23 protein-coding genes are annotated in these 26,416 nt (G+C 45.4%); 8 read left to right on the forward strand and 15 right to left on the reverse strand.

The window, feature by feature from the left end; all coding sequences use genetic code 11:
* Nucleotides 1–23: 23 nt before the first annotated feature.
* Entirely contained in the window at nucleotides 24–980 is a 957-nt protein-coding gene (locus Q0171_RS05535) for an RluA family pseudouridine synthase (RefSeq protein ID WP_299327590.1), read from the forward strand.
* On the opposite strand, the gene Q0171_RS05540 is transcribed toward Q0171_RS05535, so the two are convergent.
* From Q0171_RS05540 to Q0171_RS05550, 3 genes are all read right to left on the reverse strand, one after another.
* The gene (locus Q0171_RS05540; protein ID WP_299327592.1) at nucleotides 973–2,307 is read right to left on the reverse strand and encodes a phosphoethanolamine transferase; all 1,335 of its coding nucleotides are present in this window, start codon (nucleotides 2,305–2,307) and stop codon (nucleotides 973–975) included. The genes Q0171_RS05535 and Q0171_RS05540 overlap by 8 nt on opposite strands.
* Before the next feature lie 462 nt (nucleotides 2,308–2,769).
* A complete protein-coding gene (gene dnaJ, locus Q0171_RS05545; RefSeq protein WP_299327594.1) occupies nucleotides 2,770–3,915 on the reverse strand; it encodes a molecular chaperone DnaJ in 1,146 nt (381 codons plus the stop codon).
* 19 nt (nucleotides 3,916–3,934) lie between these two features.
* On the reverse strand, nucleotides 3,935–5,041 hold the full coding sequence (locus Q0171_RS05550) for a hypothetical protein (RefSeq protein ID WP_299327596.1): 1,107 nt from the start codon (nucleotides 5,039–5,041) through the stop codon (nucleotides 3,935–3,937).
* A gap of 151 nt (nucleotides 5,042–5,192) precedes the next feature.
* Between Q0171_RS05550 and Q0171_RS05555 the strand changes: the two genes are divergently transcribed.
* Entirely contained in the window at nucleotides 5,193–6,173 is a 981-nt protein-coding gene (locus tag Q0171_RS05555; RefSeq protein WP_299327598.1) for a transaldolase, read from the forward strand.
* Nucleotides 6,174–6,287: 114 nt separating this feature from the next.
* Here the strand turns inward: Q0171_RS05555 and Q0171_RS05560 are convergent, their stop codons facing one another.
* Entirely contained in the window at nucleotides 6,288–6,512 is a 225-nt protein-coding gene (locus Q0171_RS05560; RefSeq protein ID WP_299327600.1) for a transcriptional regulator, read from the reverse strand.
* A gap of 173 nt (nucleotides 6,513–6,685) precedes the next feature.
* Between Q0171_RS05560 and rfbF the strand changes: the two genes are divergently transcribed.
* The 6 genes from rfbF (at nucleotide 6,686) to Q0171_RS05590 (ending at nucleotide 13,205) form a co-directional block, all read left to right on the forward strand.
* Nucleotides 6,686–7,528: a glucose-1-phosphate cytidylyltransferase gene (rfbF, locus tag Q0171_RS05565; protein ID WP_299327602.1), complete on the forward strand. Its 843-nt coding sequence runs from the start codon at nucleotides 6,686–6,688 to the stop codon at nucleotides 7,526–7,528.
* Nucleotides 7,529–7,577: 49 nt separating this feature from the next.
* A complete protein-coding gene (locus tag Q0171_RS05570; protein ID WP_299327604.1) occupies nucleotides 7,578–8,594 on the forward strand; it encodes a radical SAM protein in 1,017 nt (338 codons plus the stop codon).
* Between the two features lie 46 nt (nucleotides 8,595–8,640).
* Nucleotides 8,641–9,723: a glycosyltransferase family 8 protein gene (locus Q0171_RS05575; RefSeq protein WP_299327606.1), complete on the forward strand. Its 1,083-nt coding sequence runs from the start codon at nucleotides 8,641–8,643 to the stop codon at nucleotides 9,721–9,723.
* Between the two features lie 88 nt (nucleotides 9,724–9,811).
* Nucleotides 9,812–10,645 carry a flagellar hook-basal body protein gene (locus tag Q0171_RS05580; protein ID WP_299327608.1) on the forward strand — a complete coding sequence of 278 codons (834 nt, stop codon included), beginning with the start codon at nucleotides 9,812–9,814 and terminating at the stop codon, nucleotides 10,643–10,645.
* Between the two features lie 44 nt (nucleotides 10,646–10,689).
* Nucleotides 10,690–11,349, forward strand: coding sequence for an MBL fold metallo-hydrolase (locus Q0171_RS05585; protein WP_299327610.1), 660 nt, complete (start codon nucleotides 10,690–10,692; stop codon nucleotides 11,347–11,349).
* A gap of 182 nt (nucleotides 11,350–11,531) precedes the next feature.
* Entirely contained in the window at nucleotides 11,532–13,205 is a 1,674-nt protein-coding gene (locus tag Q0171_RS05590; RefSeq protein WP_299327612.1) for a cation:proton antiporter, read from the forward strand.
* A gap of 3 nt (nucleotides 13,206–13,208) precedes the next feature.
* Here the strand turns inward: Q0171_RS05590 and Q0171_RS05595 are convergent, their stop codons facing one another.
* The 11 genes from Q0171_RS05595 to Q0171_RS05645 all read right to left on the reverse strand — a co-directional run bounded on the left by Q0171_RS05595 (nucleotide 13,209) and on the right by Q0171_RS05645 (nucleotide 26,160).
* The gene (locus Q0171_RS05595; protein ID WP_299327614.1) at nucleotides 13,209–14,033 is read right to left on the reverse strand and encodes a 4-hydroxy-3-methylbut-2-enyl diphosphate reductase; all 825 of its coding nucleotides are present in this window, start codon (nucleotides 14,031–14,033) and stop codon (nucleotides 13,209–13,211) included.
* A 9-nt stretch (nucleotides 14,034–14,042) separates the two neighbouring features.
* Nucleotides 14,043–15,368 (reverse strand): 3-phosphoshikimate 1-carboxyvinyltransferase, encoded by a 1,326-nt coding sequence (gene aroA, locus Q0171_RS05600; protein ID WP_299327616.1) that lies wholly within the window; start codon nucleotides 15,366–15,368, stop codon nucleotides 14,043–14,045.
* A gap of 1 nt (nucleotide 15,369) precedes the next feature.
* Nucleotides 15,370–17,718, reverse strand: a complete 2,349-nt coding sequence (pheT, locus tag Q0171_RS05605; protein WP_299327618.1) for a phenylalanine--tRNA ligase subunit beta — start codon at nucleotides 17,716–17,718, stop codon at nucleotides 15,370–15,372.
* On the reverse strand, nucleotides 17,718–18,707 hold the full coding sequence (pheS, locus tag Q0171_RS05610) for a phenylalanine--tRNA ligase subunit alpha (RefSeq protein WP_299327762.1): 990 nt from the start codon (nucleotides 18,705–18,707) through the stop codon (nucleotides 17,718–17,720). The genes pheT and pheS overlap by 1 nt, the downstream gene beginning before the upstream one ends.
* A 144-nt stretch (nucleotides 18,708–18,851) precedes the next feature.
* Nucleotides 18,852–19,931, reverse strand: a complete 1,080-nt coding sequence (flhB, locus tag Q0171_RS05615; protein WP_299327620.1) for a flagellar biosynthesis protein FlhB — start codon at nucleotides 19,929–19,931, stop codon at nucleotides 18,852–18,854.
* Complete coding sequence (gene mqnE / locus Q0171_RS05620; RefSeq protein ID WP_299327622.1) at nucleotides 19,931–21,013, reverse strand: aminofutalosine synthase MqnE; 1,083 nt, start codon at nucleotides 21,011–21,013, stop codon at nucleotides 19,931–19,933. The genes flhB and mqnE overlap by 1 nt, the downstream gene beginning before the upstream one ends.
* A 73-nt stretch (nucleotides 21,014–21,086) precedes the next feature.
* Nucleotides 21,087–21,935, reverse strand: a complete 849-nt coding sequence (locus tag Q0171_RS05625) for an ankyrin repeat domain-containing protein (RefSeq protein WP_299327624.1) — start codon at nucleotides 21,933–21,935, stop codon at nucleotides 21,087–21,089.
* Nucleotides 21,936–21,991: 56 nt separating this feature from the next.
* Entirely contained in the window at nucleotides 21,992–22,498 is a 507-nt protein-coding gene (locus Q0171_RS05630) for an HIT domain-containing protein (RefSeq protein ID WP_299327626.1), read from the reverse strand.
* 25 nt (nucleotides 22,499–22,523) lie between these two features.
* A complete protein-coding gene (gene murF, locus Q0171_RS05635; RefSeq protein WP_299327628.1) occupies nucleotides 22,524–23,990 on the reverse strand; it encodes a UDP-N-acetylmuramoyl-tripeptide--D-alanyl-D-alanine ligase in 1,467 nt (488 codons plus the stop codon).
* 40 nt (nucleotides 23,991–24,030) lie between these two features.
* Nucleotides 24,031–25,041: an alpha/beta fold hydrolase gene (locus Q0171_RS05640; protein WP_299327630.1), complete on the reverse strand. Its 1,011-nt coding sequence runs from the start codon at nucleotides 25,039–25,041 to the stop codon at nucleotides 24,031–24,033.
* A gap of 36 nt (nucleotides 25,042–25,077) precedes the next feature.
* A complete protein-coding gene (locus Q0171_RS05645) occupies nucleotides 25,078–26,160 on the reverse strand; it encodes a D-alanine--D-alanine ligase (protein ID WP_299327632.1) in 1,083 nt (360 codons plus the stop codon).
* Nucleotides 26,161–26,416 lie beyond the last annotated feature (256 nt).

Consider the following 26,416-nt stretch of genomic DNA (forward strand, 5'->3'; position numbering starts at 1 on the left):
GCAGCCATCGCGCTTAAACTGCTATGCCATTTATCCGCGAGAGACACTACATACAAGTCCCCGTAAAATCCACACAATTTCTCATCAAAGCTTTGGGATTCTCCCCAAAGCTTGCGCAAAAGACAATCGATAAAGCCAGGTTGCGCCTCCCGGATAGCACCCCTATCCACAAGTCCCAGCTCATAAGCGGTGAAGTGTGGCTCACACGCTTTGTGGATACATATTATCCGCAAAGTGAGCTGCTCTCTCCAATATTTTCTACAAACGATTTCGCACTTTTTGATAAACCAGCAAAATTACTCACCCACCCCAAAGGCACTTTCACACATAAAAGCCTAATAGATTCTATCCGCTATTTTTGCGGCACGCAAGCCCAGCCTATTCATCGCTTAGATTATGAAACAAGTGGGGCGATCCTTGTGGCAAAGACTAGGCAGAGTGAAAAAGCCCTAAAGCATCTTGTAGCCACCCACAAAGTGCAAAAGCTCTATCTAGCAAAAGTTACAGGCATATTGCGCGATGAGCTTCTTATTGACGCGCCAATTTACACGCCCCATAAGCACGCCAGAGGTCATCTCTCTATCCGCTCTTGCATTAGCGATTTAGGCAAAGACTCTCGCACGCTTCTTACACCAATACACATCGACACTGCGCATAATTGCACCTATATCCACGCCACACCCCTTACAGGCAGGACACATCAAATCCGCCTGCATTGCGCCCATATCGGGCTTCCAATCTGTGGCGACTTGCTCTATGGGGCAGGCGATTGTGCAGCTGACTCCTATCTAAATGCGCTAAAAGAGCATTTCCTAGCAGAATCTAATATAGTAGATTCTAGCGCACAGGCTAAAGCGACTGACAATAAGCTTTTGGCACAAACCCTATGCCTCCACGCTTTTAGCCTGCACTTTTGCTACGACTCTATCCACTACACCATAACTACACCACCACCAAGCTGGTGGATCGCATTTATTTGAGTGTTTTGAGATCCCTATCATAATCCCTGCCCCCAGAGATTCTGGTTCGTTTAATATTGTAGTTTGGGTGGAAAAGTGCGCGCTCTTCTTCTATGACTTTGGCTTCAATGAAAAGTAGATTAAGCAGAGTGTGTATAAAATCATCTGTCATAAATGGCAAATGCCTTGCTTGCGTAATTTGCTCCGCAAGCTGTTTGTGCTTGCGCTTAAATGTATCACTCATATAAATCATAAAAGGTATTTCTACCATAAATCTCGAATTCATAGACTCTGCGTGTCCCATAAAATCCCGAAAATCAAACACTTCATCGCCGTGATCACTTAGATAAAACACCAAAGCATCCGTGTGTGCAAATCGCTCAATAATTGCATTAACAATATAATCATTGTAAGCCACAGCATTAAGATAATGCACCTTTGTTTGAAGCTGAGCAGGGCTTAAGTGAAGCGGCTGGTTAAGATATGTATCAAGGTTATTTTGTGTCAATGAGTCTGTATTAAATTTCGCAAAAGATAACGGATAGCGATCTTTATAGTTAAGGTGTGTCCCCATTAGGTGAATAACATAAAAATTATTATCTGCTGGCTTTTGCTTGACTTCATCAAGCATACGAAGCAAGACTTCATCATAGAGTCTCCCTGAAGTAGAACTATCATTCCACGCGCTAAATCGCGTATATTTCGCACGCCTAGATATAGATTCTGGCGCGTTGCCATAGACTGATACGGCTTCTTGATTACTAAGCCAATATGTTTCATAACCTGCTGCATTCAATAAGTCGAGTAGATTTGCTTGCATATACCATGGCGTGCTAGCATTTTCATAATTACTAAGAGTAAGCACTTTTTGTAGAGATTCGTTTGTGTGAGAATGTGGAGATATGACATCATAAAAAACGACTAAATTCCCACGGGCAGCTAGGGCTTGTAGATTGGGGGTCGTATCAAGCTTATACCCATAAAGCGACATATAGTTGCGCTGAGTGGATTCTCCTATGATAAATATGATATTTGGTATTGTGGCAGTGCTTTTTTCTATGATCGTATTAGAAGCATTATGCTCTATGGAGTATGATAACTGCTTGTATTCATTGATATATGCGTTATGTTGTGCGGTAGCTTGTGAGATAACATCGATGTAGCGCATAAGCATATTTTTATCCGCTACATAATGAAGTGCGCTAGGGACTTTGGAAAGCTTAATGCCAAGAATCGTGCTGCATATAATGACAATGCCTAACGCAACGCTAGACTGCAATGTGCTAGTTGCAGATGTAACAGACCTATTACGCATTGCTACATATACAAACACCACGCTTATAACCATAAAGCCACCTAGCCATAATACTACGGGTAAAATATCACTATAGACAGAAAGAAACTCACGCACTTCTAGGAGATTTGTAGAAAGAAAAGTAGTAAAAAATGTGCTATTTAACCACGAATGAAAATTGCATAATAAAAAGATATCAACACATCCAGCAATACAACAGCACCCCACAATGATGATTTCTATAATTCTTGCAGGCTTGAATAATCTTGCCAAGCATTCTGTTATGTAAAAACACAAAAATAATAGAGCAAAACTTGTGGCAACAAACTTAAGCAACCATATTGCGAATAATGGCGTTACCCCCCCCCCCCCGTTTTTATAAGCCATAAAATGACTATAAAAATATGCGCAAATACGCAATACAAAAACCATACATTTGCTACTTGTGTAAAAGTCGGCAAGCCAACAACATATCGCCTAGTAAATAGGCGTAACCATAGTGGGATCATAGGACTACTACTTCTTCTTTTTCTCTGGCTTTTTTTCACTAAACCAGCCCTTGATCTTTTCAAAGGCTTCTTGGAATATGTTTTCATACGGCTTGCTATGCACGCCAAAGCTCTCATCTAGCCTTTGGAGTAGCTCCTTTTGCTCGCTGCTTAGTGTTTTTGGATATGTGATAGACACTTGCGCGATTAAGCGTCCTTTAGCCTTTGTATTGACATCAGCCACACCCTCTCCATTGAAGACAAACTGCTCTTTATCTTTTGTATTTGGTGGGAGATTTAGCTCGATTGGCTCGCCACTAAGGGAGGGGATATGGATTTTCGCCCCAAGTAAAATCTGCGTGAAAAACACAGGCACTTCTATGTAAATATCATTCCCATTGCGGATAAAGTGCGCATCATCTTGCACATATAGCACAAGATACAAATCCCCCCTAGATCCACTTTTACCCTGATTGCCCTTGCCGCTTATGCGTAGGCGCATTTCATTATCCACGCCCGCTGGGACAGAGATTTCCACCTCTTCGCTTGCAGTGGTAAAGCCATCGCCCTTGCAAGCTTGACAAGGCTTAGTGATGATACTGCCAGATCCGTGGCAGCGCGGGCAAGTCTGCCCAAATGCCATAAACCCCTGCTGGACAAAGACCTGCCCCTTGCCGCGGCAATCTGGGCAGGTCGCCGAGCTTTTATCTGCGCTTCCGCTACCATCGCACTCTTTACAAGGTGTTTTATAGATAATAGAGACAGATTTTTTACAGCCAAACACCGCCTCTTTGAAGCTAAGGTCAAGCCGCATTAAAAAATCAAGCTCATATTTCTCCTGCGATCTAGCTCCCTTCCTACCACCGCCAAAGCCAAATGCCTGCCCAAACAAATCTTCAAAAATCGAGCCAAAGCCAGAAAAATCTCCGCTAAAGCCCTTGCCCTGCCGCTCTAGCCCATCTTTGCCATAGCGGTCATAGATTTGTCGCTTCTCATCATCGCTTAGGATTTCATACGCCTCGTTTATTTGCTTAAATCTCTCTTCCGCACTTTTGTCATCTGGGTTTCTATCTGGGTGGTATTTCAACGCTAGCTTGCGGTAAGCTTTTTTGATGATTTCCTTATCACTTGTGCGCTCAATCTCTAGAATCTCATAGTAATCAAACTCTTCCATGCACTACTCCTAAAACTTATTAAAATAACACCATTGCACTAGCCTGCGCACCATATGAGTAAAAACTATGCGTGTAGATTCCCTGCGCACCCAGACTAAATGTGCAGGCTTTGCTCGCGCGGTAGGTTAATCCCATAGAGAGCGTAGCATAGCTGTGATACCTACTATCTGGCAGCGCGAAAATCGCCTGCCCCCTCGTATCAAGCGCAAGCAGGCGTGCCAAGCTATCAAATCCTATCACACCAATATCCTGGCGAAACGCCGGGACAATCGAGAAAAACACCCTCCTCCCCATGAATTGCCGATACTGCACGCCAACCTCAAGACTGCTGCGCAACACATAAGTGCTCATGAAAGTTTTTTGCTCATTTGTAAGATCGTGCATAGGATAGAGGGCTTGGAGATTGAAGCGCGAATATGGCTCCAAGAAACTTGAGCCAAAGGCAAAAACATAGCCATACGAGAGCGCAACATTTGTCGCACTACTGAAAAGCCAGCTGCTAGATTCTGGGGTGTTTGCACCAGAGCCATGAGCAGCTTGGAAGCTCTGGGCGATAAAGCCAGCAACATGCTGTGCCTCAAAAAACACATCGCTATACATGCCAAGCGTCAGCGACTGCGCACTTATAAGCTTGGCTGATGATTGTAGCGCGGGATTTTGCGCAGAAGTGTTAGCACCTAGGATTCCGCTTTGCCCCAGCGCGCCCTGATACGCATAGCCCAAAAATGCGCCAAGCGGATAGCGATCGATAAGACCATCGTATTTCACCACACCGCCACCATAAAAAGAGCTAGTACCTGGCGCACCCGAGAAACTCGCCTCACCACCGGCACCTAGAATCTGGAGCGCATGATCTCTATCAAAGCGTGTATTATAGCGATATGAGATGCGCGAATTATGCGTGAGATTCCCCATATCTGTGCGGCTTTGATTTACTAGGAGTGGCGTTGCGGTGTTTGGCAAGAGGGTGTGCGGCGTAGAATCTAGCGGTGCAAGTGGGCTTGCAGAGGCAATAGCCAGATTTGCTCTATTAGATTCTATACTAGAATCCACACCATGCAGCATGCTCGCGCCAGCTGCTACCACCCACAGCACGCGGTGCATTGATTTAGATATGTTTATCATTATTTACTCTCTTTAATCCATATTATTTACATGATTTGTTTGCAAAATCCCAAAGATTCTGCGCAGATAAAGTCGCGATTATAAAAAATTTGTCTTATAAAAGGGCTTAATTTGCTAAAATTTTCGGGCATTTTGACTAGTGAGGACAATCATGAAACCCAGTGTAAAAGACTTTAGCCTATGGTGTGATTTTATCGAGCGCGGATTTTTGGAGCAGGAGTTTTTGCAGCACATTAACGAAGCGCATTTCATGGGCGCGACGAGCAATCCTAGTATTTTTGCCAATGCGATTTTGCATTCTAATGCCTACCAAGAGCAGCTAAAAAACTTACGCACCCAGCCCAATCTCTCTCCAAAAGCAATCTATGAAGCACTTGCTATCGAGGATATCAAACTCGCTGCAAATGCGCTCTCTAGGCTTTATGCAGCTGATAAAGACTATGGCTATATCAGTATCGAGATTGATCCGATGCTAAGTGAAGACACACAAAAAAGTATCGATGAAGGCAAACGACTCTATGAGAGCATAGGCTATGAAAATGTGATGATCAAAGTCCCTGCCACAGAGGCGGGCTATGAGGTCATGGGCGCGCTATTTAGAGAGGGGATCAATGTCAATGCGACTTTGATTTTTACAGAAAAGCAAGCCGCACAATGTGCCAAGATTTTGGATAAAAACGCCAAAACAAATGCACGCGCAGTCATTAGCATATTTGTCTCGCGCTTTGACTCTGCTATCCCTACTCCTGCGGATAATCTCCCAAAGCTCGGTGTGCTTAATGCAATGCTTTGCTACAAGGCGATTGAAGAGGTGGGCAACCCTAGAATCCGCCCACTCTTTGCCTCCACGGGCGCGAAGCTTAAGGGGCTAAATCCCGACTACTACATCACCAATCTCATCGCTCCACACAGCGTCAATACCGCGCCACTTGCGACGATTGAGGCGTTTCTCTCTGCGCCACAAGAGCGCGCTATACCTTGGCTTGAGAAAAAGGAAATCCTAAAGCAAATTAGCCAAATCGATATGGGCAAATCAAGCCTAGAATCTATCCAGCAAACACTTTTTGACAATGGGATAAAAGCTTTCAAAGAATCATTTAGCCAAATGCTCGCAAAGCTTGGAAGTCTATAGGCTTTGCACTGCTTATATTACACACTGCTTGCAACACCAAACCCGCTATCCACCCGCACGCAGTCCAATAGCCCCGCACGCACAATATCCACAAATCCAAGCAATCCAAATAAGCTAGAGCGGTCTAGATTCTAGCTCGAGTAGCTCTGCATAGTGGCGCTTGCTACATTCTAGCAATTCATCAAACTTAAATCCCAGCATGACGATACGATAGAGATCTGGCTTGTGCTTTTTCCAGTTATAGAGCGTTTTGGTATCAATCCTCAAAATCCCAGCCATATCGCGTTGCGAAAGACGCTTGGGGCTAGTTTGCTTGGGTGTTTGCGCATGACTTGACATTGTGGAGAGCCTTGTGGTTTTTGGCATAAGCATATATGGAGTTAGCATAAAAATAAACAAAGTAATATTTACCTATTTTTATAAATTTACTAGTAATAATTACTTATATATCAAGATAAACTAAGTTACATGCTGCTAGAATCCCACGATTCTACACAAGGAGCGCTCGCAATATGAAAGTGCTGATTCTAGCGGGTGGGCTGGGGACAAGGCTTGCTGAAGAAACAGATCGCAAACCAAAACCCATGGTCGAGATAGGTGGCTACCCCATATTGTGGCACATCATGAAGCTATATGGATTCTATGGACTGCGTGATTTTGTTATTCTCACAGGCTACAAATCCCATGTGATCAAAGAGTATTTCATCAACTACTATATGCGATATAGCAATATCTCAGTGGATTTAGCAACAAACTCCCTCCAAATCCACAACAACAAATGTGAGCCATGGAAAGTTACCATGCTCTACACCGGGCAGGAAAATATGACAGGCAGCAGAATCTATCAAGCAAAAGACTACATCGGTGATGAGAGCTTTTGTCTCACCTATGGCGATGGTGTGAGTGATGTCAATATTACCAAACTCATCGCCTACCACAATACCCACAAAGGCGCAGTAACCATGACCTCAATTTTGCCCGAGGGGCGATTTGGCGCACTAGAGTTTGCACAGGCAAGCACTAGTCAAGATTCTGGCAAGATAGTGCGCTTTAACGAAAAGCCAAAAGGCGATATGCTAAAGCATGCCAATAACCACATAAGCGAGAGTGGCTGGGTGAATGGTGGCTTTTTCGTCTGTGATCGGCAGATTTTTGACTATCTCGCCCCAGATCCTGCATGCGTCTTTGAGCAAGAGCCTTTGCACAATCTCGCAGAATCTGGAAATTTATATGCCTATAAACATAGAGGATTTTGGCAGTGCATGGATACACTCCATGACAAACAAAAGCTCACGCAAATGTGGGCAAGCGGGCAAGCACCATGGGCGCTGTGGCAAAAACCCAAGAATCCATAGTCAGCAATCAGCCCACACACAATTTCTAATTTGATATGAAAGGATACCTATGCAGCTTCAACGCAATCCAAGCGAACTCACAGGGATTCTAGGGGCTGAGAAAATCAACCTCCTAGAATCCATAAACGACCAGACAAAATGGCGTGCCTACCGCGATACCTATGCCAAAGCCCAGAATCTAAGCATCATCACACCCTACCCCACACAGATAGATTTTGAGCTAAACGCCACCTGTAATCTCGCCTGCCCGATGTGCCCACTCTCCACAGAAAGCAATGCTCAAAAAACTCACATCAATTTTCCCTATGAGCTCTTTTGTAAAATCATCGATGATGGCGTGCCGCGCGGACTACGAGCCATCAAGCTAAACTATCTCAATGAGCCACTTTTGCGCAAAGATCTAGAGCAGTTTATCGCTTATGCCAAGCGCGCTGGAGTGCTAGATGTGTATTTCTCTAGCAATGGGCTTTTGCTAAACCCAAACCGCATTCAATCACTCATGGATTCTGGACTTGATAGGATTCAAATCTCCATAGACGCACATTCTAAAGAAGTATATGACATTATCCGTCCCGGAGGCGATTACAATCGAGTTATACAAAATGTCCTAGCACTGCTTGCGACAAGGAAACAGCGAGGGAGTATCACACCGCTGGTGCGGGTGAATTTCGTGCGCACCGAGCGCAACGAGCATGAGCTTGAAAGCTTTATTGGATTCTGGCGAGACAAAGCAGATATGATTGGCGTGCAAGAAATGGTGCTACCAACCAAAAGTCAAGAATCTATCCGCTCCAAGACCACTGAAAAAAAGGCGAGCTTTGGCTGCTCATTCCCCTACAAACAGCTTGTCATCACAGCAGAGGGCGAAGTGCTCCCTTGCTGCACATTCTGGGGAGAGAAAATGCCTCTAGGCAATATCATCACACATTACCAGCGCCATGGAAGCGTGGATTTGGGGAGATTCTGGCTTGGCAAGCAGATGAGAGAGCTGCGCGAAATCCACAAAAATGGCGAATTTAGCAAAAGTGCGATTTGCGCCAAATGTATAAGTGGCGCGCTAGGCTAGCTCTAAGCCACTTATCGCCAATCCCCATAATCCCCAAAGGAAGCACATGTATCATGTATTTTTCAACACTTCCACCCCCTATATCAAATATCTCGCCGTGCTGCTACATAGTATCATCGCCCATACCCGACCAAGCACCCCAGCCATAAAAGAATCTCAAGCACCCTATATCTTCCATGTGCTGCTAGATTCTGGGGCGTTTGATGAGAGCAGCCAAGGAGAGCTAGAATCATTGCATTCACTTATCCACATACTCAATCAATCTTATCCCTGCGAGCTTAGAACTCATGACTGCGCACAGCTTCTAACTCAAATCCAGCCAGAGCCAAATATCAATCGTGTGATTTATAGCAGGTTGTTTGTGGCGAATTTTGTAGATGAAAGTGTGGAGAAATGTCTCTACCTGGATACAGACATGCTCGCCCTTGATGATGTGCGCGAAATTTTTGCTATGGAGATTGGAGAGAAAGTGCTTGGCGTCGTGCGCGATGCCGTAGCCTACCAAGCCCCACTAGAATCCAAAACAGGCGGCAAGCCCTTTAGATTCTCGCACAATCGAGTGTATTTCAACTCTGGTATGCTGCTTATCAATCTCAATGCGTGGCGCACAGAAGCCATAGAGCAAAAAGCAGTGCGATTTCTACAAAGCTACCACGCGCTCTACTTTGACCAAGACGCGCTTAATGCAGTAATCGGGGATCAAGTCGAGCTGCTAGATCTAGCGTGGAATTTTCAATTTTATTTTTATGCTCAATATGAAGCACACAAGATATTTCGTAACCCTCCAAACCCCTACCAGGCAAGCTTCATAAACCGCAAAATTATCCACTATGTTTGCAACCCTAAGCCATGGGAGAGCCCATATCTCTCGCTAGATTCTATGCATTTGCCTGTTTTTGCGTATGATAGAGATGTGTGGTGGGATTTAGCCATGCGCACAGAGCCTTTTGCCAAAGAGCTTATCGCCATAGAGCAGAGCTTCACACATCAAGCTCTAGAATCCTACTCGCGCGCGCTAGGCGCAGATTTGCAAAACATTTATAAGCGAATCGATAATATCGCTAGCTTCATAAAAAACCCCATAGGCTTTGTATATCGCAAGTTTATGAAAAAGATCGCCAGAATCTAGCCACCCTCACAACCAGATTCTAGCATATTGGAATGCCGCTTGCTTACCCTAGCTAAAGGCTGCAAAGCTCGCAATACAAGGACGGACTATGATAAATGGCTACTACGCCGCCACAGGTGGCATGATCACGCAGTTTAATCGTCTCGATGTCATCTCAAACAACCTTGCCAATCTCAACACCAATGGCTTCAAGCGTGATGATGTAGTCATCGGGGATTTTTTACGACTCTATAAGCAGACACAAGACACCCTACCGATAAAAGACCACACCCGCGCCGCTGCCCAATACCAAAACCGCAATCTAAACCGCGTCCCAATCATCAGTGAAGAATACACAGACTTCACCACGGGTGCGCTTGCCCAGACAGATAGCCCGCTTGACTTCGCCCTACAAAAGCCCAATGCCTACTTCGCTATACAAACCCCTGATGGCGTGCGATATACACGCGATGGAAGCTTCACAATCGACAACGAAGGCTTCCTAAGCACCAAGCAAGGCTTCCGCGTGCTCTCGCGCGCAGGGATTGATGGCGAGGGCGGGATCATCGTGGGTGCTGGCATGCAAATCGAAGCAGACAAAAATGGCAATCTCTACTTCCGTTCAAACGCTAACGAGGAGCTCAATGCTCCAGCAGATGGCGGTGCGCTGGCGATTGTAAGCTTTGATAATCCAAAATACCTACAAAAAGTCGGCAACAATCTCTACAAATACCCAGATGAGCGCATAGAAGATCGGCTGATTCTCGTTAATGACGGCTCGCTTGCACAAGGATTTGTAGAAAAAAGCAATATCAATGCAGTCCAAGAGATGACTGCGCTTATCGAGACCAATCGCTTGGTGGATATGTATTCTAAGGCGATGCGCACCTTTGTCGATGACTTCGCGCCTGAAGCTATTGGTAAGCTTGCTGTGAGAGCATAGGCGATAAAGCGTAAAAATGTGTAGCAGTCTGTAAGAGGTAGGCTATGAGCATACAAAACAAAGCACTAGAGAGATTCCCGCATGTGTGCAGGGCATTTGGGGCGTATGAGACAAACTGCTATATCGTGCAAACTCCGCAAGGGGAGTTTATCATCGATCCGGGCTTTGATAGCGCGCAGTGGGTGCTAGAATCCACTTCTAATCCTTTGGCGATTTTGCTCACACACGGGCATTTTGACCATATCTTTGATGTAGCGAAAATCAAAGCCGCTCGCCCAGATATTCCGCTGTATTGCCCTAGGGCAGATAGCTTTATGCTAGAGAGCGATTGCTTTGACACGGGGCTTACCCCCTATCAATTTGGCGCAAATGATGTGCTTGTGAGCTGTGAGAAGGGCAGAAGTGATTTTACTCTGGCTGGGGTGGAGATTAGCTACCTACACTTCCCCGGGCATACGCCGGGCTGCAGCGTGATAGTCATCGGCGATAGCATATATAGCGGGGACTTCATCTTTAAGCGCAGTATTGGGCGATATGACTTCCCCTACTCTAGCGCGGCGGATATGCGAGAATCCCTTGTGCGATTTAGCGCGTTAGAGCTTGGTGGGCGCGGAGATTCTACTGAAATTTTCCCAGGGCATGGGGATAGCACACTACTAGGCTATGAGCAGGAGAATGTCAAACTCTGGATCGCGAGAATCTAAACATATCTTGCATTTTTTGCGTCTTTTTTTCTTGTTTTGGCACTTTTGAGGACAGGCTTTGCGAGGCTAGATTCTAGGGCGGATTCTGCCAGAATCTAGCCATGTGAAAAGTAGAATCTAAGCAAAATCGCGCTATCGTTGCACCTCGTGATTATATTTAGCTTCATTATTTGGTTTGCCCTATGGATTTTATATTTCTTATCATCACAGCGGGTCTTGGGATTTCCATTATCCTAAATCTCGCACTACGCTATTTTGATATCCCAGCTATCATTGGCTATATTCTCACGGGCGTGCTGATTGTATATTGGTTTGATATCCGTGGGAATGAGATTCTCACCGATGTCGCAGAGTTTGGAATCGTGTTTTTGATGTTTATGATTGGGCTTGAGTTTAGCTTCGATCGACTCAAGGCTATGCGCCAAGAAGTGCTGATATTTGGGATTTTGCAGGTGAGTATTACGACACTAGCATTTTTCCTTGTCAATTACTTTATACTAGGCTTCCCAGTGGTGTTTGCACTGGTAGTGAGCATGGGATTCTCGCTCTCCTCTACGACAATCGTCCTAAGCCACTATGAGACAAATAGGCAGCTTGATACTTCATTTGGCAAAAACGCTGTGGGGATTCTCATCATGCAAGACATTGCTGTAATCCCTATTTTGCTGATTTTGGCAATTATTACAGATTCGCAAGCCTCGCTTGGCGACATGCTTTTGAAAACTTTTGTCTCTGGTGTGCTTGTCCTAGCGTTGCTGCTCGTGCCAGGCAGGTGGCTAGCAGTGCGTATGCTCACACGCGCAGCCAGAGCGAAGGCAAACGAGCTTTTCATGGTGAGCGTGCTTTTCATCGTGCTTGGCGCAGCGCTTCTAGCGCATGTGTTTGGATTCTCCATGTCGCTTGGAGCGTTTATTGCTGGTATGAGTATCTCCAAGACAAAGTTCCGCTACCAAGTCCAAACTGATCTCGCGCATTTTAAAGACATTTTCTTGGGTCTCTTTTTTGTAACCGTGGGCATGCAGATTGATGTGGGGTTTTTGTTTCAAGAGTTTTTCACGCTCGCTCTCGCCCTAGCGCTTGTGATGGTGTTTAAAACTGCCGTAGTATATTGGATTTTGCGGTGGTTTCGCAGCCACCAGAGTGCGCTCAAAACCGCTCTCTCACTCTGCCAAATCGGGGAGTTTTCTTTCGCGATTTTTCTCATGGCAAACCGCGAAAGCATCTTCCAAGAGCAGCCGACTCGCGGGCTGTTTGGCGCACTAGATTCTGCTGGGGTGATTAGCTTTGGCGATGGAGATATTTATCAATTCCTCGTGCTTATGGTTACTTTCTCCATGATTGTTACGCCATTTATCCTAAAATACCTTGACCCCATTTGCGCATTTATCCTAAAGCAAAAAATGCATAAAAACCTTGACAAAGACCGCCTCTCTAAAATCCCTGCCGATATCCAAAGCGGGCATATCATCGTCGTGGGGTATGGGGAGTTTGGCGCAGAAGTGGTAGATCTGCTTAAAAAGGCTCGCAAACCCTATGTGGCAGTGGATTCTGATGGAGAGCGTGTCGAGCTAGGGCTCAAGCTCAAAGCCCGCGTCGTGTATGGCAATATCAAGCAAGCAGAATTTCTAAAGCTCCTAAAGCCCAGCGAGGCGAAGTGCATGATCCTTGCGATTGACAACGAAGAGATGATTAAAGATATCTGCGATGGTGTGTTGGATTTTGACCCGCTTATCCCAATCATCGCCAAAGTAGATTCTAAAGCTATGCAAGAAAGCCTTGAGGCAATCGATGTGATAAACTTCAACTCCCGCACCGAAATCGCCAAACTCCTGGTGCAAAAGGCAGTAGAGGTGTAAGCCCTATAGTCTTTTAATATGCTCTGTTACCCGCTCTACAATCCAATCAGGCGTAGAAGCACCAGCTGTGATTCCGCAGAGCTTTTTACCCACAAACCAGCCATCATCTATCTCATCAACATTCTCGATGAGATAGCTATCTTTGCATGATTCTAGCGCTATGCTTAGCAGCTGTTTGGTGTTCGCCGAGGTTTTCCCCCCCACGACAATCATAATATCCGCTTTCTGGCTTAAATCCTTGCATGCACGCTGATTGTCAAATGTCGCATTACAGATTGTATTAAAGACACGCACTTCACTGCAACGCTGCACAAGATAGCTTGCAATCTCGCTAAATTTTTCCACCTGCTTGGTTGTCTGGGAGATGAGAGCGACTTTGCGCCTGAATTTATGCGTATGCAGCTCTTGCACATCGGCAATCACAATTGCCCCAGATTCTGCATAGCTCATCACTCCTTTAATCTCTGGGTGCTCCACATCGCCAAATATCACAATCTCATAGCCCTCTTTGCTCATCTCCTCGACAATTTGCTGGGGCTTGGTAACAAATGGACAAGTCGCATCTACCACCTGCACAGGCTTTTTGCGTAAATGCTCAAGCGTTTGTTTGGGAATCCCATGCGTGCGGATAATGAGAGTTGAACCATCTTGGACATCATCGTATGTTTCTTTCAAGCGCACATTGAAGTCGTTTTTTAGGCGGTCGATTTCTTGGTAGTTGTGGATAAGGGGACCGAGTGTGAAGCCATTTTTGTTTTTCTCTGCGATTTTTATCGCGCGACGCACCCCGAAGCAAAATCCAAGCTTCTTCGCAAGTAGCACTTCCATAACTATTCCTTATGAGATTTTGATTGTCGTGAGCTCTTGGAGAATCGCTAGAAAATTTGGAAACGAAATCCCCATACATGACTCATCATCAAGCACCGCCCCCACTCGCAAGCCCAAAATCGCAAAGCTCATGGCGATTCTATGATCTCCAAAGCTTTGCAGCACACAAGCACTAGAATCTAGCCCACCAGCACCAATGCCCGCCTCGCCCACGCCACGCACACTAAAGCCATCTTCACACTCTTCACACTCTATGCCTAGGGCGCGCAGATTGCTCACTATGGCATGGATTCTGTCTGTTTCTTTTACGCGTAGCTCTTTTGCCCCGCCAACCTTGCTGACTCCTTCCGCGAAGCAAAACGCTATGCTAAGTGCTGGGATCTCATCGATAAGCCACGCGATATTGTCGCTCACCTCCACAGCCTGTAAGGGTGCGGACTCCACATAAATATCACCAATCTCTTCATACGCCGAGCTTGCGGGGCGATACTCGATGATCGCGCCCATAGATTCTAGCACTTTAAACGCTTCTATGCGCGTAGGATTGAGCAAGATATTTTTCAAAAGCACCGAGCTATTTGGCACAATCGCTGCTGCTACCGCGAAAAAAAACGCACTGGAAGGATCGGCTGGAATCACCATATCAAGGGGGCTAAGCCTAGAATCTAGCGGAGAGATGTGGATAGCGCCAGAATCTAGCGTAATCGCCGCGCCCATGCCTTGTAACATACGCTCTGTGTGATCTCGGGTAAGCTCGCTCTCTCTATATACGCTCGTGTCTTTGGCATGCAGTGCAGCGAGAATCATCGCGGACTTTACTTGCGCAGAAGCAATAGGGCTTGCAAAATCAAACCCCGCAAGTTCGCTGCCCAGGATACTAAGAGGCGCATACCCTCCACTTCTCGCATAGATTCTCGCACCAATGTTGCTTAGAGGCTCAATGACACGCTTCATCGGGCGCGCACAGAGATATTCATCACCACTTAGGACAAAATACCCGCTCTGCCCTGCCAGCAAGCCAGCAAAAAGTCGCATAGCTGTCCCAGCATTCCCACAATCCAGCACGCAACTTGGCTCGTGTAAAGCCTTTGGCGGAGTGAAGCGAAAGCTTCCAGCACACCCTAGCTCCTCTACACCAAGCCCGAGCGCCTTTGCGATTGCAAGGGTGTTTAGCGTGTCATGGGCGAGTAGGTAGTTATGCACAACACTTGGGCGATCGCACAGCAAGCTAAACATAGCACTGCGATGAGAAATTGATTTATCTGGCGCGATAGAATCTATCTCTGCGCGAAATCCAGCATTCTTACCAGCAGAAATAGGAGCAACGGCAATCATGCTAAATCTTTAGCTTCGCGCCAAATTGCTGCTCAAGGCAGGCTAGGGTTTTTTGGATTCTAGAGCCTAGCTCCTCCTCTGTGAGGCTTTTCTCCTCTGGCATAAAAACAAGCCGAATCGTGAGTGCAAACTGACTATCTTCATAAATATCAAGTGGATAGAGCGTGTGGAGATTTTCAATGGCACTAGATTCTATACAGCGCTGGATCTGGCTAAATGGCACATTTTTATCGATAAGAATCGTGATGTCGCGCACATTGGCATGGAGCTTGGCTTGTGCGCTGGCTTGAGAGACACTAGGGGTGGGGATTGTGTGGATTTGCGCATAAAATGCGTCTTGAAGCTCAAGCTGCTTCTCAAAGCTCGGGTGTAGCTTGGCGATAGTCCCTATACATTTGCCCTCCTGCATAATATCAGCACAGATATAGGGGTGTGCGCTTTTGGGAGGCGTAGCCGTCTGCACAAGCGAAAATTCCCCGATAATCCCACTCACTGCCTGGGCGAAACTATAAAAATCCCATCTCTCGCCCTTAGGGTGTGGGAACGCTTCTTTGGTTTTCATGCCACTTACAATAATCCCTAGCTCTTTATGCTCTTCGCGTTTAGCGCTATACACACTGCCAATTTCAAACATTTTGATACTTTTGTAGCCTAGGTTATGATTGCGGCAAGCAGAGTCAAAGAGTCCTGGAATAAGGCTCGTGCGTAGCGTATCTAGCTCACTGGTGATTGGATTTTTTAGCTCAAGCGTAGAATCTAACACCTCACAGCCCCACTCAAGCAGTTTGGAACGCTGGTAGAAAACATAGTGGATTGTCTCATAAAATCCCATCGAAAGTGCGCGCTTAGCGATATCACGGAAGTTTTGATAGCGCAGAAGTGTGGGGGTAATATTGGGCTTTTGCGTGCTGGCATAAGGAATAGGCTGGATATTTTTGATCCCATAAATACGCAAAAACTCCTCTGTGATGTCTTGGGGAGAGCGAATATCATGCCGATAGCTTGGTGGCATGATATGCAAAAATGCGCCATCACCACTGGCTTCAATATGGAAGTTAAGCTGCTTTAAAATCTGGGCGATTTCTTCTTTTTGCACATCTTTGCCAATGGCTTTGGCGATTGTGTGGAAATCCATCGTGATAAGCCGCACCTCGCCCTCTTGCACCATTTCAAGCTCCTGATAGCCCGAGTAAATCGAGCAAGTCGCAAAGTGATTTAGCACCTCACAAAACAAGCTAATCCCCATAAGCAATTCAGTATTGCTCCCGCGCACAGAGCGATAAGTCGTAATGGGATCTTGCTCGATTTTATGTTTGAAAAGCGCTTGGGCTAGCATTTCTGGTGGAGCAAAACTTGCCTGGATAATGACAACTGCTGGATAGGATTCTACAAGGGGTGCATAGTTTTTTACCCCGATGACACAAAGCTTCTCTCCCTGTGCGTTGAAGACACACTCAAATCCAGCTTCATCTTTGCGCACTTTTAGTGCGGTTGGATTCTGCGAATCTTCGGCTGTGGAGGCTATAGGATAGATATCAAACATCACACCGCTCATATACATGGAAAATCGCTTATGATTCTCCAGCGCATTGTTACTCAAAAGTCCATTATACGCAAGCATAATTTGCTCGTGCAAAGCATTTTCTATACTATCGATTTGAGCGACTTTATAGAGGAGCTGGGATTTTATCTGGCATTCTACGGAGAGATTGAGTGCGCGACCGATACCAAGTGCTATACCATATTCTTTTTCTTTAGGGGTTTTGACAGGGAGATTATACGCAGAAGCAAGCTCTCTGGCAATCCCAAGCACACATAGACAATCCCCGCGATTTGGCGTAAGAGAGACTTCGATAAGGTATTGATTGAAAAAGTCATAATCGCTTAGCTCTTTGCCCAAAATAAGCTCGCCAATACTGGAATCTAGCACCATAATCCCATCATTGATCGCACTAAGCCCAAGCTCGCTAGCAGAGCAAATCATGCCACAGCTATCCACCCCACGCAAAGTGCTCTTTTTGATCGCAAAAAATGCCTCTTCACTCGATTTCCCTGGGAGCTTTGCACCCTCGAGTGCTAAAGCGACATACTGATCCTTGGCGACATTTTTCGCCCCACAGACGATCTGCAGCGTCTCGCTACCAATATCAACCTGACAGACATTTAATTTATCAGCATTTGGGTGTGGAGATTTCTCAAGCACTTTGCCCACAACCACACGCTTAGAGATTTGTAGGCGATGAAGTTGCTCGACCTCGATACCAATGTCATTAAGCGTCTCGCAAAGTCGCGCAATACCGATAGACTCTATATCCAAAAAATATGATAAAAAATAACTAGAAACTACCATTAAAACTGCTCCAGCAACCGCAAATCTGTCTCAAAAAAGCTACGCAAATCCCCAATACCAAGACTTAGCATACACAGCCGCTCAATCCCCATACCAAAGGCATAGCCGCTCACTTCTTCATAGCCCACTGCTTTAAAGACATTATCATCGACCATTCCACACCCTAGGACTTCAAGCCAGCCAGTGTGCGAGCATACACGGCAGCCATCACCCTGGCAAAACACACAAGAAATATCCACCTCCGCACTAGGCTCTGTGAAAGGGAAAAATGATGAGCGAAAGCGCACTTTCACATCACCAAACATATAGTGCAAAAAGCTCTCTAGCACATATTTCAAATGCGCAAAACTTACCACCCCTGCCCTATCGACCACAAGCCCCTCTACTTGATGAAACATCGGCGAATGCGTGAGATCATAGTCCCTGCGGAATGTCTCTCCAGGGCAGATCATCTTGATAGGCGGCTTTTGAGCGAGCATGGTGCGGATTTGCACAGGAGAAGTATGCGTGCGCAAAAGCTTGTCATCATGGAAGTAGAAAGTATCTTGCATATCCCTTGCAGGGTGGTATTCTGGGAGATTGAGCGCGGAAAAATTATGAAAATCATCTTCTACAAGCGGACCCTCGCACAGCTCGTAGCCCATACGCGTAAAAAACTCGATAATTTTGTCTTTGGTGTAGTTAATGGGGTGCCCTATGCTGCGCTTACTACTTAGATTAAACAAGCTTACATCTACTCTCTGTGCGCTTAGGGCAGATTCTAGCTCTTTAGATTCTAGCTCCTGCTGCTTGATAGCCAAACGCCCCTCAAACTCCTTGCGAAGCGTGTTTAGGGTTTTGGCTATTTGCTTTTTCTCCTCCTCTGGGAGAGATTTTAGCATGGCAAATCGCTCTGTCAAAAGCCCCTTTTTCCCAATAGTATCTATACGGATAGATTCTAGGCTTGCGCTATCTTGTGCAGAATCTAGTGCATGAAACATTGCCTGCATACTTTGAGTAAGCTCGTCTAGGGCAAGCTCATTTGAAGTGAGATTATCGCTTGATCGCGATTTGGTGGTCATTTTGGCAGAATCTTTTGGCATGCGTTCTCCTAAGAATGATAGGCGCAATTCTAGCGTATTATCCTTAAGGTTTTATTGCCATGCGTAGGGCTCTTTGCCCTTTAAGAAGCGTAGGCGATTGACCTCATGAAGCACATGGATAATAGCCTCAAAAAACACGCGCGGGATTTCTTTGTCAAGGTCAGCATCTTTGTAGAGACTGCGTGCGAGCTTTGGATTTTCGATAATTTCAATTTCGTTTTGGCGCGCAATGTCTTTAATACGAATTGCAAGGTGATCTATGCCCTTTGCTACGACTTTTGGCGCGCTATCTTTATGCGGATCAAAGGCGATTGCCACAGCGTAGTGGGTGGGATTTGTTACCACGACTTTCGCCTCTGGGATCGCACTCATCATGCGATTCATGGCGTTTTTACGCATGATTTGGCGTATGCGTGCTTTGATTTCTGGATTCCCCTCGTGCTGGATAAACTCGTCTTTGATCTCTTGTTTGCTCATGCGAAGCGTTTTTATATACTGCCTACGCTTTAGAATAAAATCCATAAATGCCATAACCGCAAACACACCAAGCATAGCCCCTATGAGAATAAGGCTCTTATCTCGCCACCACAACACCTGCTTCATAAGCTCCAAATGTGCCACACCTGCAATGTCGTGTAAAAATACAAACAAAATAATCCCGCCCACCACAAGCGCGACCAAAACTTTAAGCGTGATCATACCGCCATCAATAAGCTTTTTGATGGAAAAAACATTCTTAAATCCGCTAATTGGGTTAATCTTGCTAAATTTTGGCTTAATAGCTTTAAAAGTCAGCAAGAAGCCAAACTGCATGACATTGCCAAGCACACCTGCCACAAGCAGGATAAGAAATATTGGCAAAAGCATGATTCCAGCCACGCCCACAAGCGTCCAGATAATTTCTATGACATCATTTTTGGTCAAATCCTCTTTGGGAAAAGCCAGAATATAGAGGTAGATTCCGCGAAGTTTCTCCAACCAAAATGGGAAGAGAAAAAACATCACCGCCAGCCCCACAAACATAATAATCACCCCGCTTACTTCAGGGCTTTTGGCGACATTGCCCTCTTGCCTAGCTTTTTCTAGCTTATGCGAGGAGGGGGCTTCGGTTTTCTCCTGGTCATCAGCCATTAGCAGACTCGCAGCTCATTATAGAGACTATCTCGCTCAACTGGGATAAAGCCTGCGTCCTTAATCTGCGCGATCATCATCGCTTCACTCATGCCTTTTTTGGATTTCGCGCCTGCAGCAGACTGGATACTCTCATGCTCGATTGTCCCGTCCATATCATCTGCGCCAAATTCTTGGGCTAGCAGGGCAGTATTTGCTCCAAGTGTCGCCCAGTAGGCTTTGATATGCGGGATATTTGAAAGCACGATTCTAGCAATCGCGATAGTTTTTATAATCTCTTGACCACTTGGTGGGTTTGGGACATCAAGATAATTATTATCACGCTGATAGAGCAGTGGGATAAAGGCGTTAAACCCGCCGTTTTTGGATTCTACAATTTGGCTATCACACTGGGCATGCACGAGACGCAGCATGTGATCAAGCCTATGCTCTCGGCTTTCTTTATGACCAAATAGCATAGTCGCATTACTCATCTTGCCCATAGAGTGCCAGTGCATGTGGATCTCTAGCCAGCGTGTGGAGCTGACTTTGCCAGCGCAGAGATGTTTGCGGATTTTCTCATCAAATATTTCCGCGCCGCCCCCAGGCATAGAATCTACGCCAGCACGCGCCATGTCTTCGAGCACCTTTTGATACCCCATACCAAACTTGCGATCCAGATAATCCACCTCTGCTGCAGTCATAGCTTTGATATGGATATCTGGTAGTGCCTTTTTCACCTCGGCAAAGCATGTCATATACCATTCATAGCTGTAGTTTGGGCTGTGTGCCGAGACGATATGCACCTCCTTGGCACCGCGTTTATAGGAAGCGATAGCTTGAGCAATGATCTCATCAATAGTCATTTCGTATGGGTTTGGGTTCTTTCTGCTGGCAGAAAATGCACAAAATTTACACACATCTGCACAAATATTAGTAGGATTGATATGGCGATTCATATTGAAAAATACCTTTTTGCCATATTTTTTCTCTCGCAAAGCATTTGCCGCTTCGCCTAGCGTAAAAATGTCATATTCATAGAGCTTTGCTAGCTCACCTGCACTAAATTCACGCCCCTGTATCACTTGCTCTAAAATATCCATGCCCTACTCCATTTACTCTACATAAGATTCTCGTCCAAATTCCAATCTAAATCTAGCTCGACACTTGATAAACCTACCACACCTGCACTTCTGTTTTGGCGCTTTTATACAAGCTCTCCGGACTTCCATCAACCTCATACTCGATAGCAAAACCATACTTAATGCTAGCTATGCCATTTTTCTTGATTGAAACACTATGATATGCATCGCTTGTGATAGGCAACGCTCCCACAGAGGCACTCGATCGCGGTGGGATTTTCTTGCTAAACTCCTGCTCCGAGACAAGATCTCCGTCCATATAAAGCGCACCATATGTGATTGTTACAAACTCATCGGTGAGATTGGTAATCGTAAGCCCTGCCCCACCAGATCCCACACGAAACGCCGAGCTCACAAGGCGAATATGCTTGTTTTCTGTTACCATAGAGGGGACATTAACATTGGCTAGAATATAGCGCGCAGGAGTGTCACCTGTATTATTCTCTATCTTCATATCTGCACCATAGCTCATAAGCAATGAGATCATTGCGCTATTACGCGCATTTGTAGCATAATGCAGGGGCGTGTTGCCACGGATTTCATCTTGGATATTGGGCTTGGCACCTGCTTTTAGCAGAATCTGGGCAAATTTTAAATTATTAAACTGCACAACTTTATGCAATGCGGTCTCACCATGCGAGATCGCATTCACATCAGCACCCCTGCGCAAAAGCAGATAGAGAATTTCCATATTGTTTTTACGCGAGGCATCATAAAGCGGCGTGCTACCCCGAAGCCTAGCATTAACATCTGCGCCCAGATCCACACCTTTACGCACATCAGTGTAGGTATTGGAGAAAAGCAAATAGTCATAGCGATTGGCTTGCGCAAAAGAAAGGGCGCTCAAATAGCACAGCACAACATACAACAGAAATCTTTTCATCAATTCTCCTTGAAATATCGCCAACTAGAATCTAAACTCCCACACATTACTAAACATCAATTACTAGATTCTGGATTCTGTGCTAAATGTGTGGTGGCAAGTAGTTTGATACGCTGATAGATAGCCTTAAAATCCACACCATAGGTGCGACACTCGCTTATTGTAGTGAAGAAATTTGTATCAGAAGTAAATCTAGGCACAAAATGCCAATGTAAATGCTCAGGTATCCCAGCTCCCGCCACTGCGCGGATATTCATACCTGTATTTACCCCCTGCGCACCAAACTCCTCCAAAAGCGCAATACTCTTGTGCGCAAGCATGCTTAGATGTGCGAAAGTCTCCGCACAAAGCGCACTAGGAGAATCCACATGCTGATAAGGGATCAGCAGAAAATGTCCAGGCGTATATGGGTAGCGATTCATCACGCCATAACATATCTCATCACGATAGAAAACAAAATTCTCCTCATCATCTTGCACATTTAACGCGATAGCACAAAATGGGCAGCCCGTCTCGTCTTGCTCGAAATATTTGCTTCTCCAAGGGGCATAAATATGCTGCATACCACTCCTTCTAGTAGATTTTACACTAAATGTAGCTTGGTGCATCATTGGCAAAATACACCAAATCCCCATTGCCCACCATGCCTTTTAGGACATTTTCTAGTTGGGTTTTGTTTTTGAGAATGACTTTTTGGGTATTTTGGATATGCCGCTGCATAAGATTAGCATTACGCTCGCCTGTAATAATGGCTAGATCAAACACCTCATCAATCGCGTGCGCGATTTTTTCATTTGATTCTATATCGCTCTCGATGAGCCCAGGGGTTACAATAACTTTGCGCCCTTGATAGAGTCCGCAGAGCCGTATCCCTTCTAGCATACCATTGATATTGCCATTGAAGCCATCATCAATGATGGTTTTGCCATTAGAGATAGAGAGATTGAAGCGGTGTGGGATTGGGGTTAGCTTTTTGACAAGCTTTTGAATCATGGCGGGCTTCATACCAAGGTGATGTGCGGTCATGATTGCCACGGCGATATTATCGACATTGAAGCGTCCTAGGATATAGGTCTCAAACTCTATCCACTCTCCATTTAGCTGCATTTCAAAGCGCGTAGATTCTAGCGTAGTTTGGATATTGCGTAGGGGAAGTGGATATGTCTGTATGCAGCGAGACTTGCTAGAGTCGCTTGGAATCGTGTTTTTCTCATGGACAAATACCTTTTCCAAGCGACTAGATTCTAGAAGTTCAAATTTTGTTTTCGCAATGGTGTCAAGTGATTTGAAATACTCAATATGCGCATTGCCAATCTCGCCGATAATCCCCACCTGTGGATTTAGTAGTGTGGCGATTTCTGCTATATCGCCTTTCATTCTAGCTCCAGCCTCTGCGATATATACATCAGTGCCAAAGGCGAGATTGTCATTGATATCTGCGACGATTCCTTTAAAAGTATTCACACTGCGTGGTGTGGCATGGATATTATACTGCCCCTCCAGAATCTGCACGAGAAAGTTTTTGATACTTGTTTTGCCAAAGCTAGCAGTAACCATGATGATTGTAAGCCCATGCATCATATTGAGCTTTTCTTGAGCAAGCTTGATGAAATTACGCATCAAAATCGCCTCATAAATCTCACAAATCAGCGAGCCAAACACCAGCGGCATAAGCCAGAGCCAATAAATTGAAGTAGCATCTACACCTATGAAAATAATCTCATCAATCACAGCAAAAATCGCAATAATCGCGAACAATCTCCATACCCTATGAGTAAAGACCACACGCTTATCAAGCTTTAATGCCCAGATGATAAGCATAGGGAGATACACAAGATAGAGATAGATATAAAATACAATCTCCAAGCCCAGCACAAAAAGCGTAAAAAATACTGCCACAGGCAGCACGAAATACCATAAATGCCATTGCCATTTGTGGTGCTTGGTAATGACGCGTATGAAAGAGTAGTTATACCACTGCAATAGCGTAGCAGTGTAGTAAGAAATTCCTAGTAGAAAAAACAATCGCGAAAACAACTCTAATACATGAATCATCAATACTCCTCTATACTACTATGCTCTATTATGACAAGATCTACTTTAAAATCCCAGAATCTGGCACAATCCAAAACCCAGCCACATCGAGCCCACGCGCGACTTTTATACTCTCCACCTTCTCCACCTGCGCCCTGCTGGGACCAACACTAAGCTTCTCCAGCAGTGCTGTGAGCTGATGATCATCGCCATAGGCATACACCTCTACGCTGCCATCAGGTAGATTCTGCGCACTACCTTGCACCCCAAGCATCTCGGCACTAGCTTTGGTAAATTTCCTAAACCCCACGCCCTGCACCTTGCCAAAAACACGGATATGCAGACACTGCAGATTAAATAGCGACTCCACTCTCTCGCCCTGGCGCAGGAAAAAGTAGTGATCTCCCTCCATGGGGAAAAACCGGCTATTGCTGATAAGTGCGTGGATTTTCTCTCCAGAATCCAGCGGCGTAGCCTCATCTCCCTTGCCCCAAAAAATACTCACGCGCTTCGTGCTTGTAGCAAAAATCTGTGAAAAATCCTCATCTACCACACGCTTAAAAATTTCATACATGATTGGATTGAGATTTTGCGCATCTTGAGCGCGCAAAGCAGGGATATGTAAACGCAAACGCTTGGCAAGCTTGGCACATGCAATTTTCATGCGCACACCAAATCGCTTGGGACGCACAATCCCTGCCGAGCTCAGTAAAATCACTTGCTCCCCAGCACACAGCATCGCCACTTTCCCACCAAAACTATGTCCCACCACTACATTTGGTGCGATATGTAGCTCTCTAAAAAATCCATTTATAATCGCGGCATAGTCGCGTGTCTCAAGGATAGAATCACTAGAATCTAGCCCATACACACTCTCACCAAACCCGGGCAAATCAACATAATAGTGCGTATAGTCCATAAATGTCTGTCCAAATGCCATGTGCATAAGCTCTTTATCACTCCCCCAGCCATGGAGAAACACAATAACCCCGCGAGATTCGCCCTTGGGGCTTTGCTTGAGATAGGCAATATCAATTGGGCGAGCATTGTAAGTGATTGTGCGACGAGCCATTGCTTTCCTTTGCCTGCTTTGTGTAATTTATTGCGCCTATTTGCCTTTGGCAGCGCGGATTTTCTGCACATATTGATAGCCGACTTTGATAAGCGGAGATCTAGGCAGAGCGCGAGAGAGTGCGTCGATATGACTTGGAAAATCGCTAAACAGGTAGTTTGCCATGCTGCCTGGGATTGGATTGATCTCATTGAGATACACTTCATCATCAATGACAAAAAAATCACATCGTATCAGCGCACCCTCGAATCTGCTCCCATAAATACGCGCAAAAGCCTCTTGTAGTTTAGATTCTAGTGCTTGACTGATATTTGCAGCGTTTGCCTGCTGCGTGCGCGAGAAGTCAAGATATTTATCATCAAAGCTTAAAAGCTCTGTTTTCTTAGGCTCCTCGACCATAGAGAATACTATCTCCCCCTGGGCATTTTTATACCCTGCAAGATTGTATTCGCGCACACCTTTATAAAATGGCTCGATGAGAATCTCCCTATCATAGCCAAACGCAGAATCTAGCGCGTATTCTTTATCCTCCTCTTTCTCTACCACACTCACACCTATGGAGCTCCCAAGCGTAGCGGGCTTGATAATATATGGATACACAAAGCTTGTGCGCACCTCATCGCCCTCCCTGTAATGCTCATAAGGCAGAGTTTTCACCCCGACATGCTGTGCATAGATTTTGGTTAGCACTTTATTAAAGCTTAGCACACAAGCTTCTTTTCTAGGGGCGATGAAAGGGATTTTGTAGAATTCCAGCATGCTCGCAATCGTGCCATCTTCACCATCTGCGCCATGTATCACGCTCAACACCACACCAATATCACTTAGGAGCTTCACTCCACCAAAGAGTGAGCCAAGCTTGCTAGTAAGCCCTCCCCCACTCACCAATGCAAAACTCCCAAAGCTTGGTTCTAGCTGCTGACACTGCTTATATTCGCCTGTGGCAAAGGTTTTAGCTTGCATTTTCTCTTCTGGTATAAGATAGAATCTATGTGTAGAATCAAGGAATATATAGTGCATCACTTGCGCACCTAGAATCTTTTTCACACTAATTGCACTCACAATACTAATCTCATGCTCAAAGCTAAGCCCGCCAAACAACACGCTGATTTTATTCATCACTACTCCTGGATTTCATTCTTCACCAATTTATCTTTATGCTCTAGAATCAAGCTGCATGCCATGTATTAAAATGAGGTAGAAGTATAGCAAAAATTCGTATAGATTCTAGCCCAGAATCCAGCCCTGCTAGCCCAAGCAGTGGAGATAGCAAGTTGATCTAGGGCACGGATATGGCGTCGTGTTTAGAAAGCAAGCAAAGTGTCGGGGCTTGCTTGATGTTTCTTAACAGCAAAAGACACTGCTTGGTATAAGC

It is taken from the genome of uncultured Helicobacter sp., assembly GCF_937906905.1.
Taxonomy (GTDB): Bacteria; Campylobacterota; Campylobacteria; order Campylobacterales; family Helicobacteraceae; genus Helicobacter_B.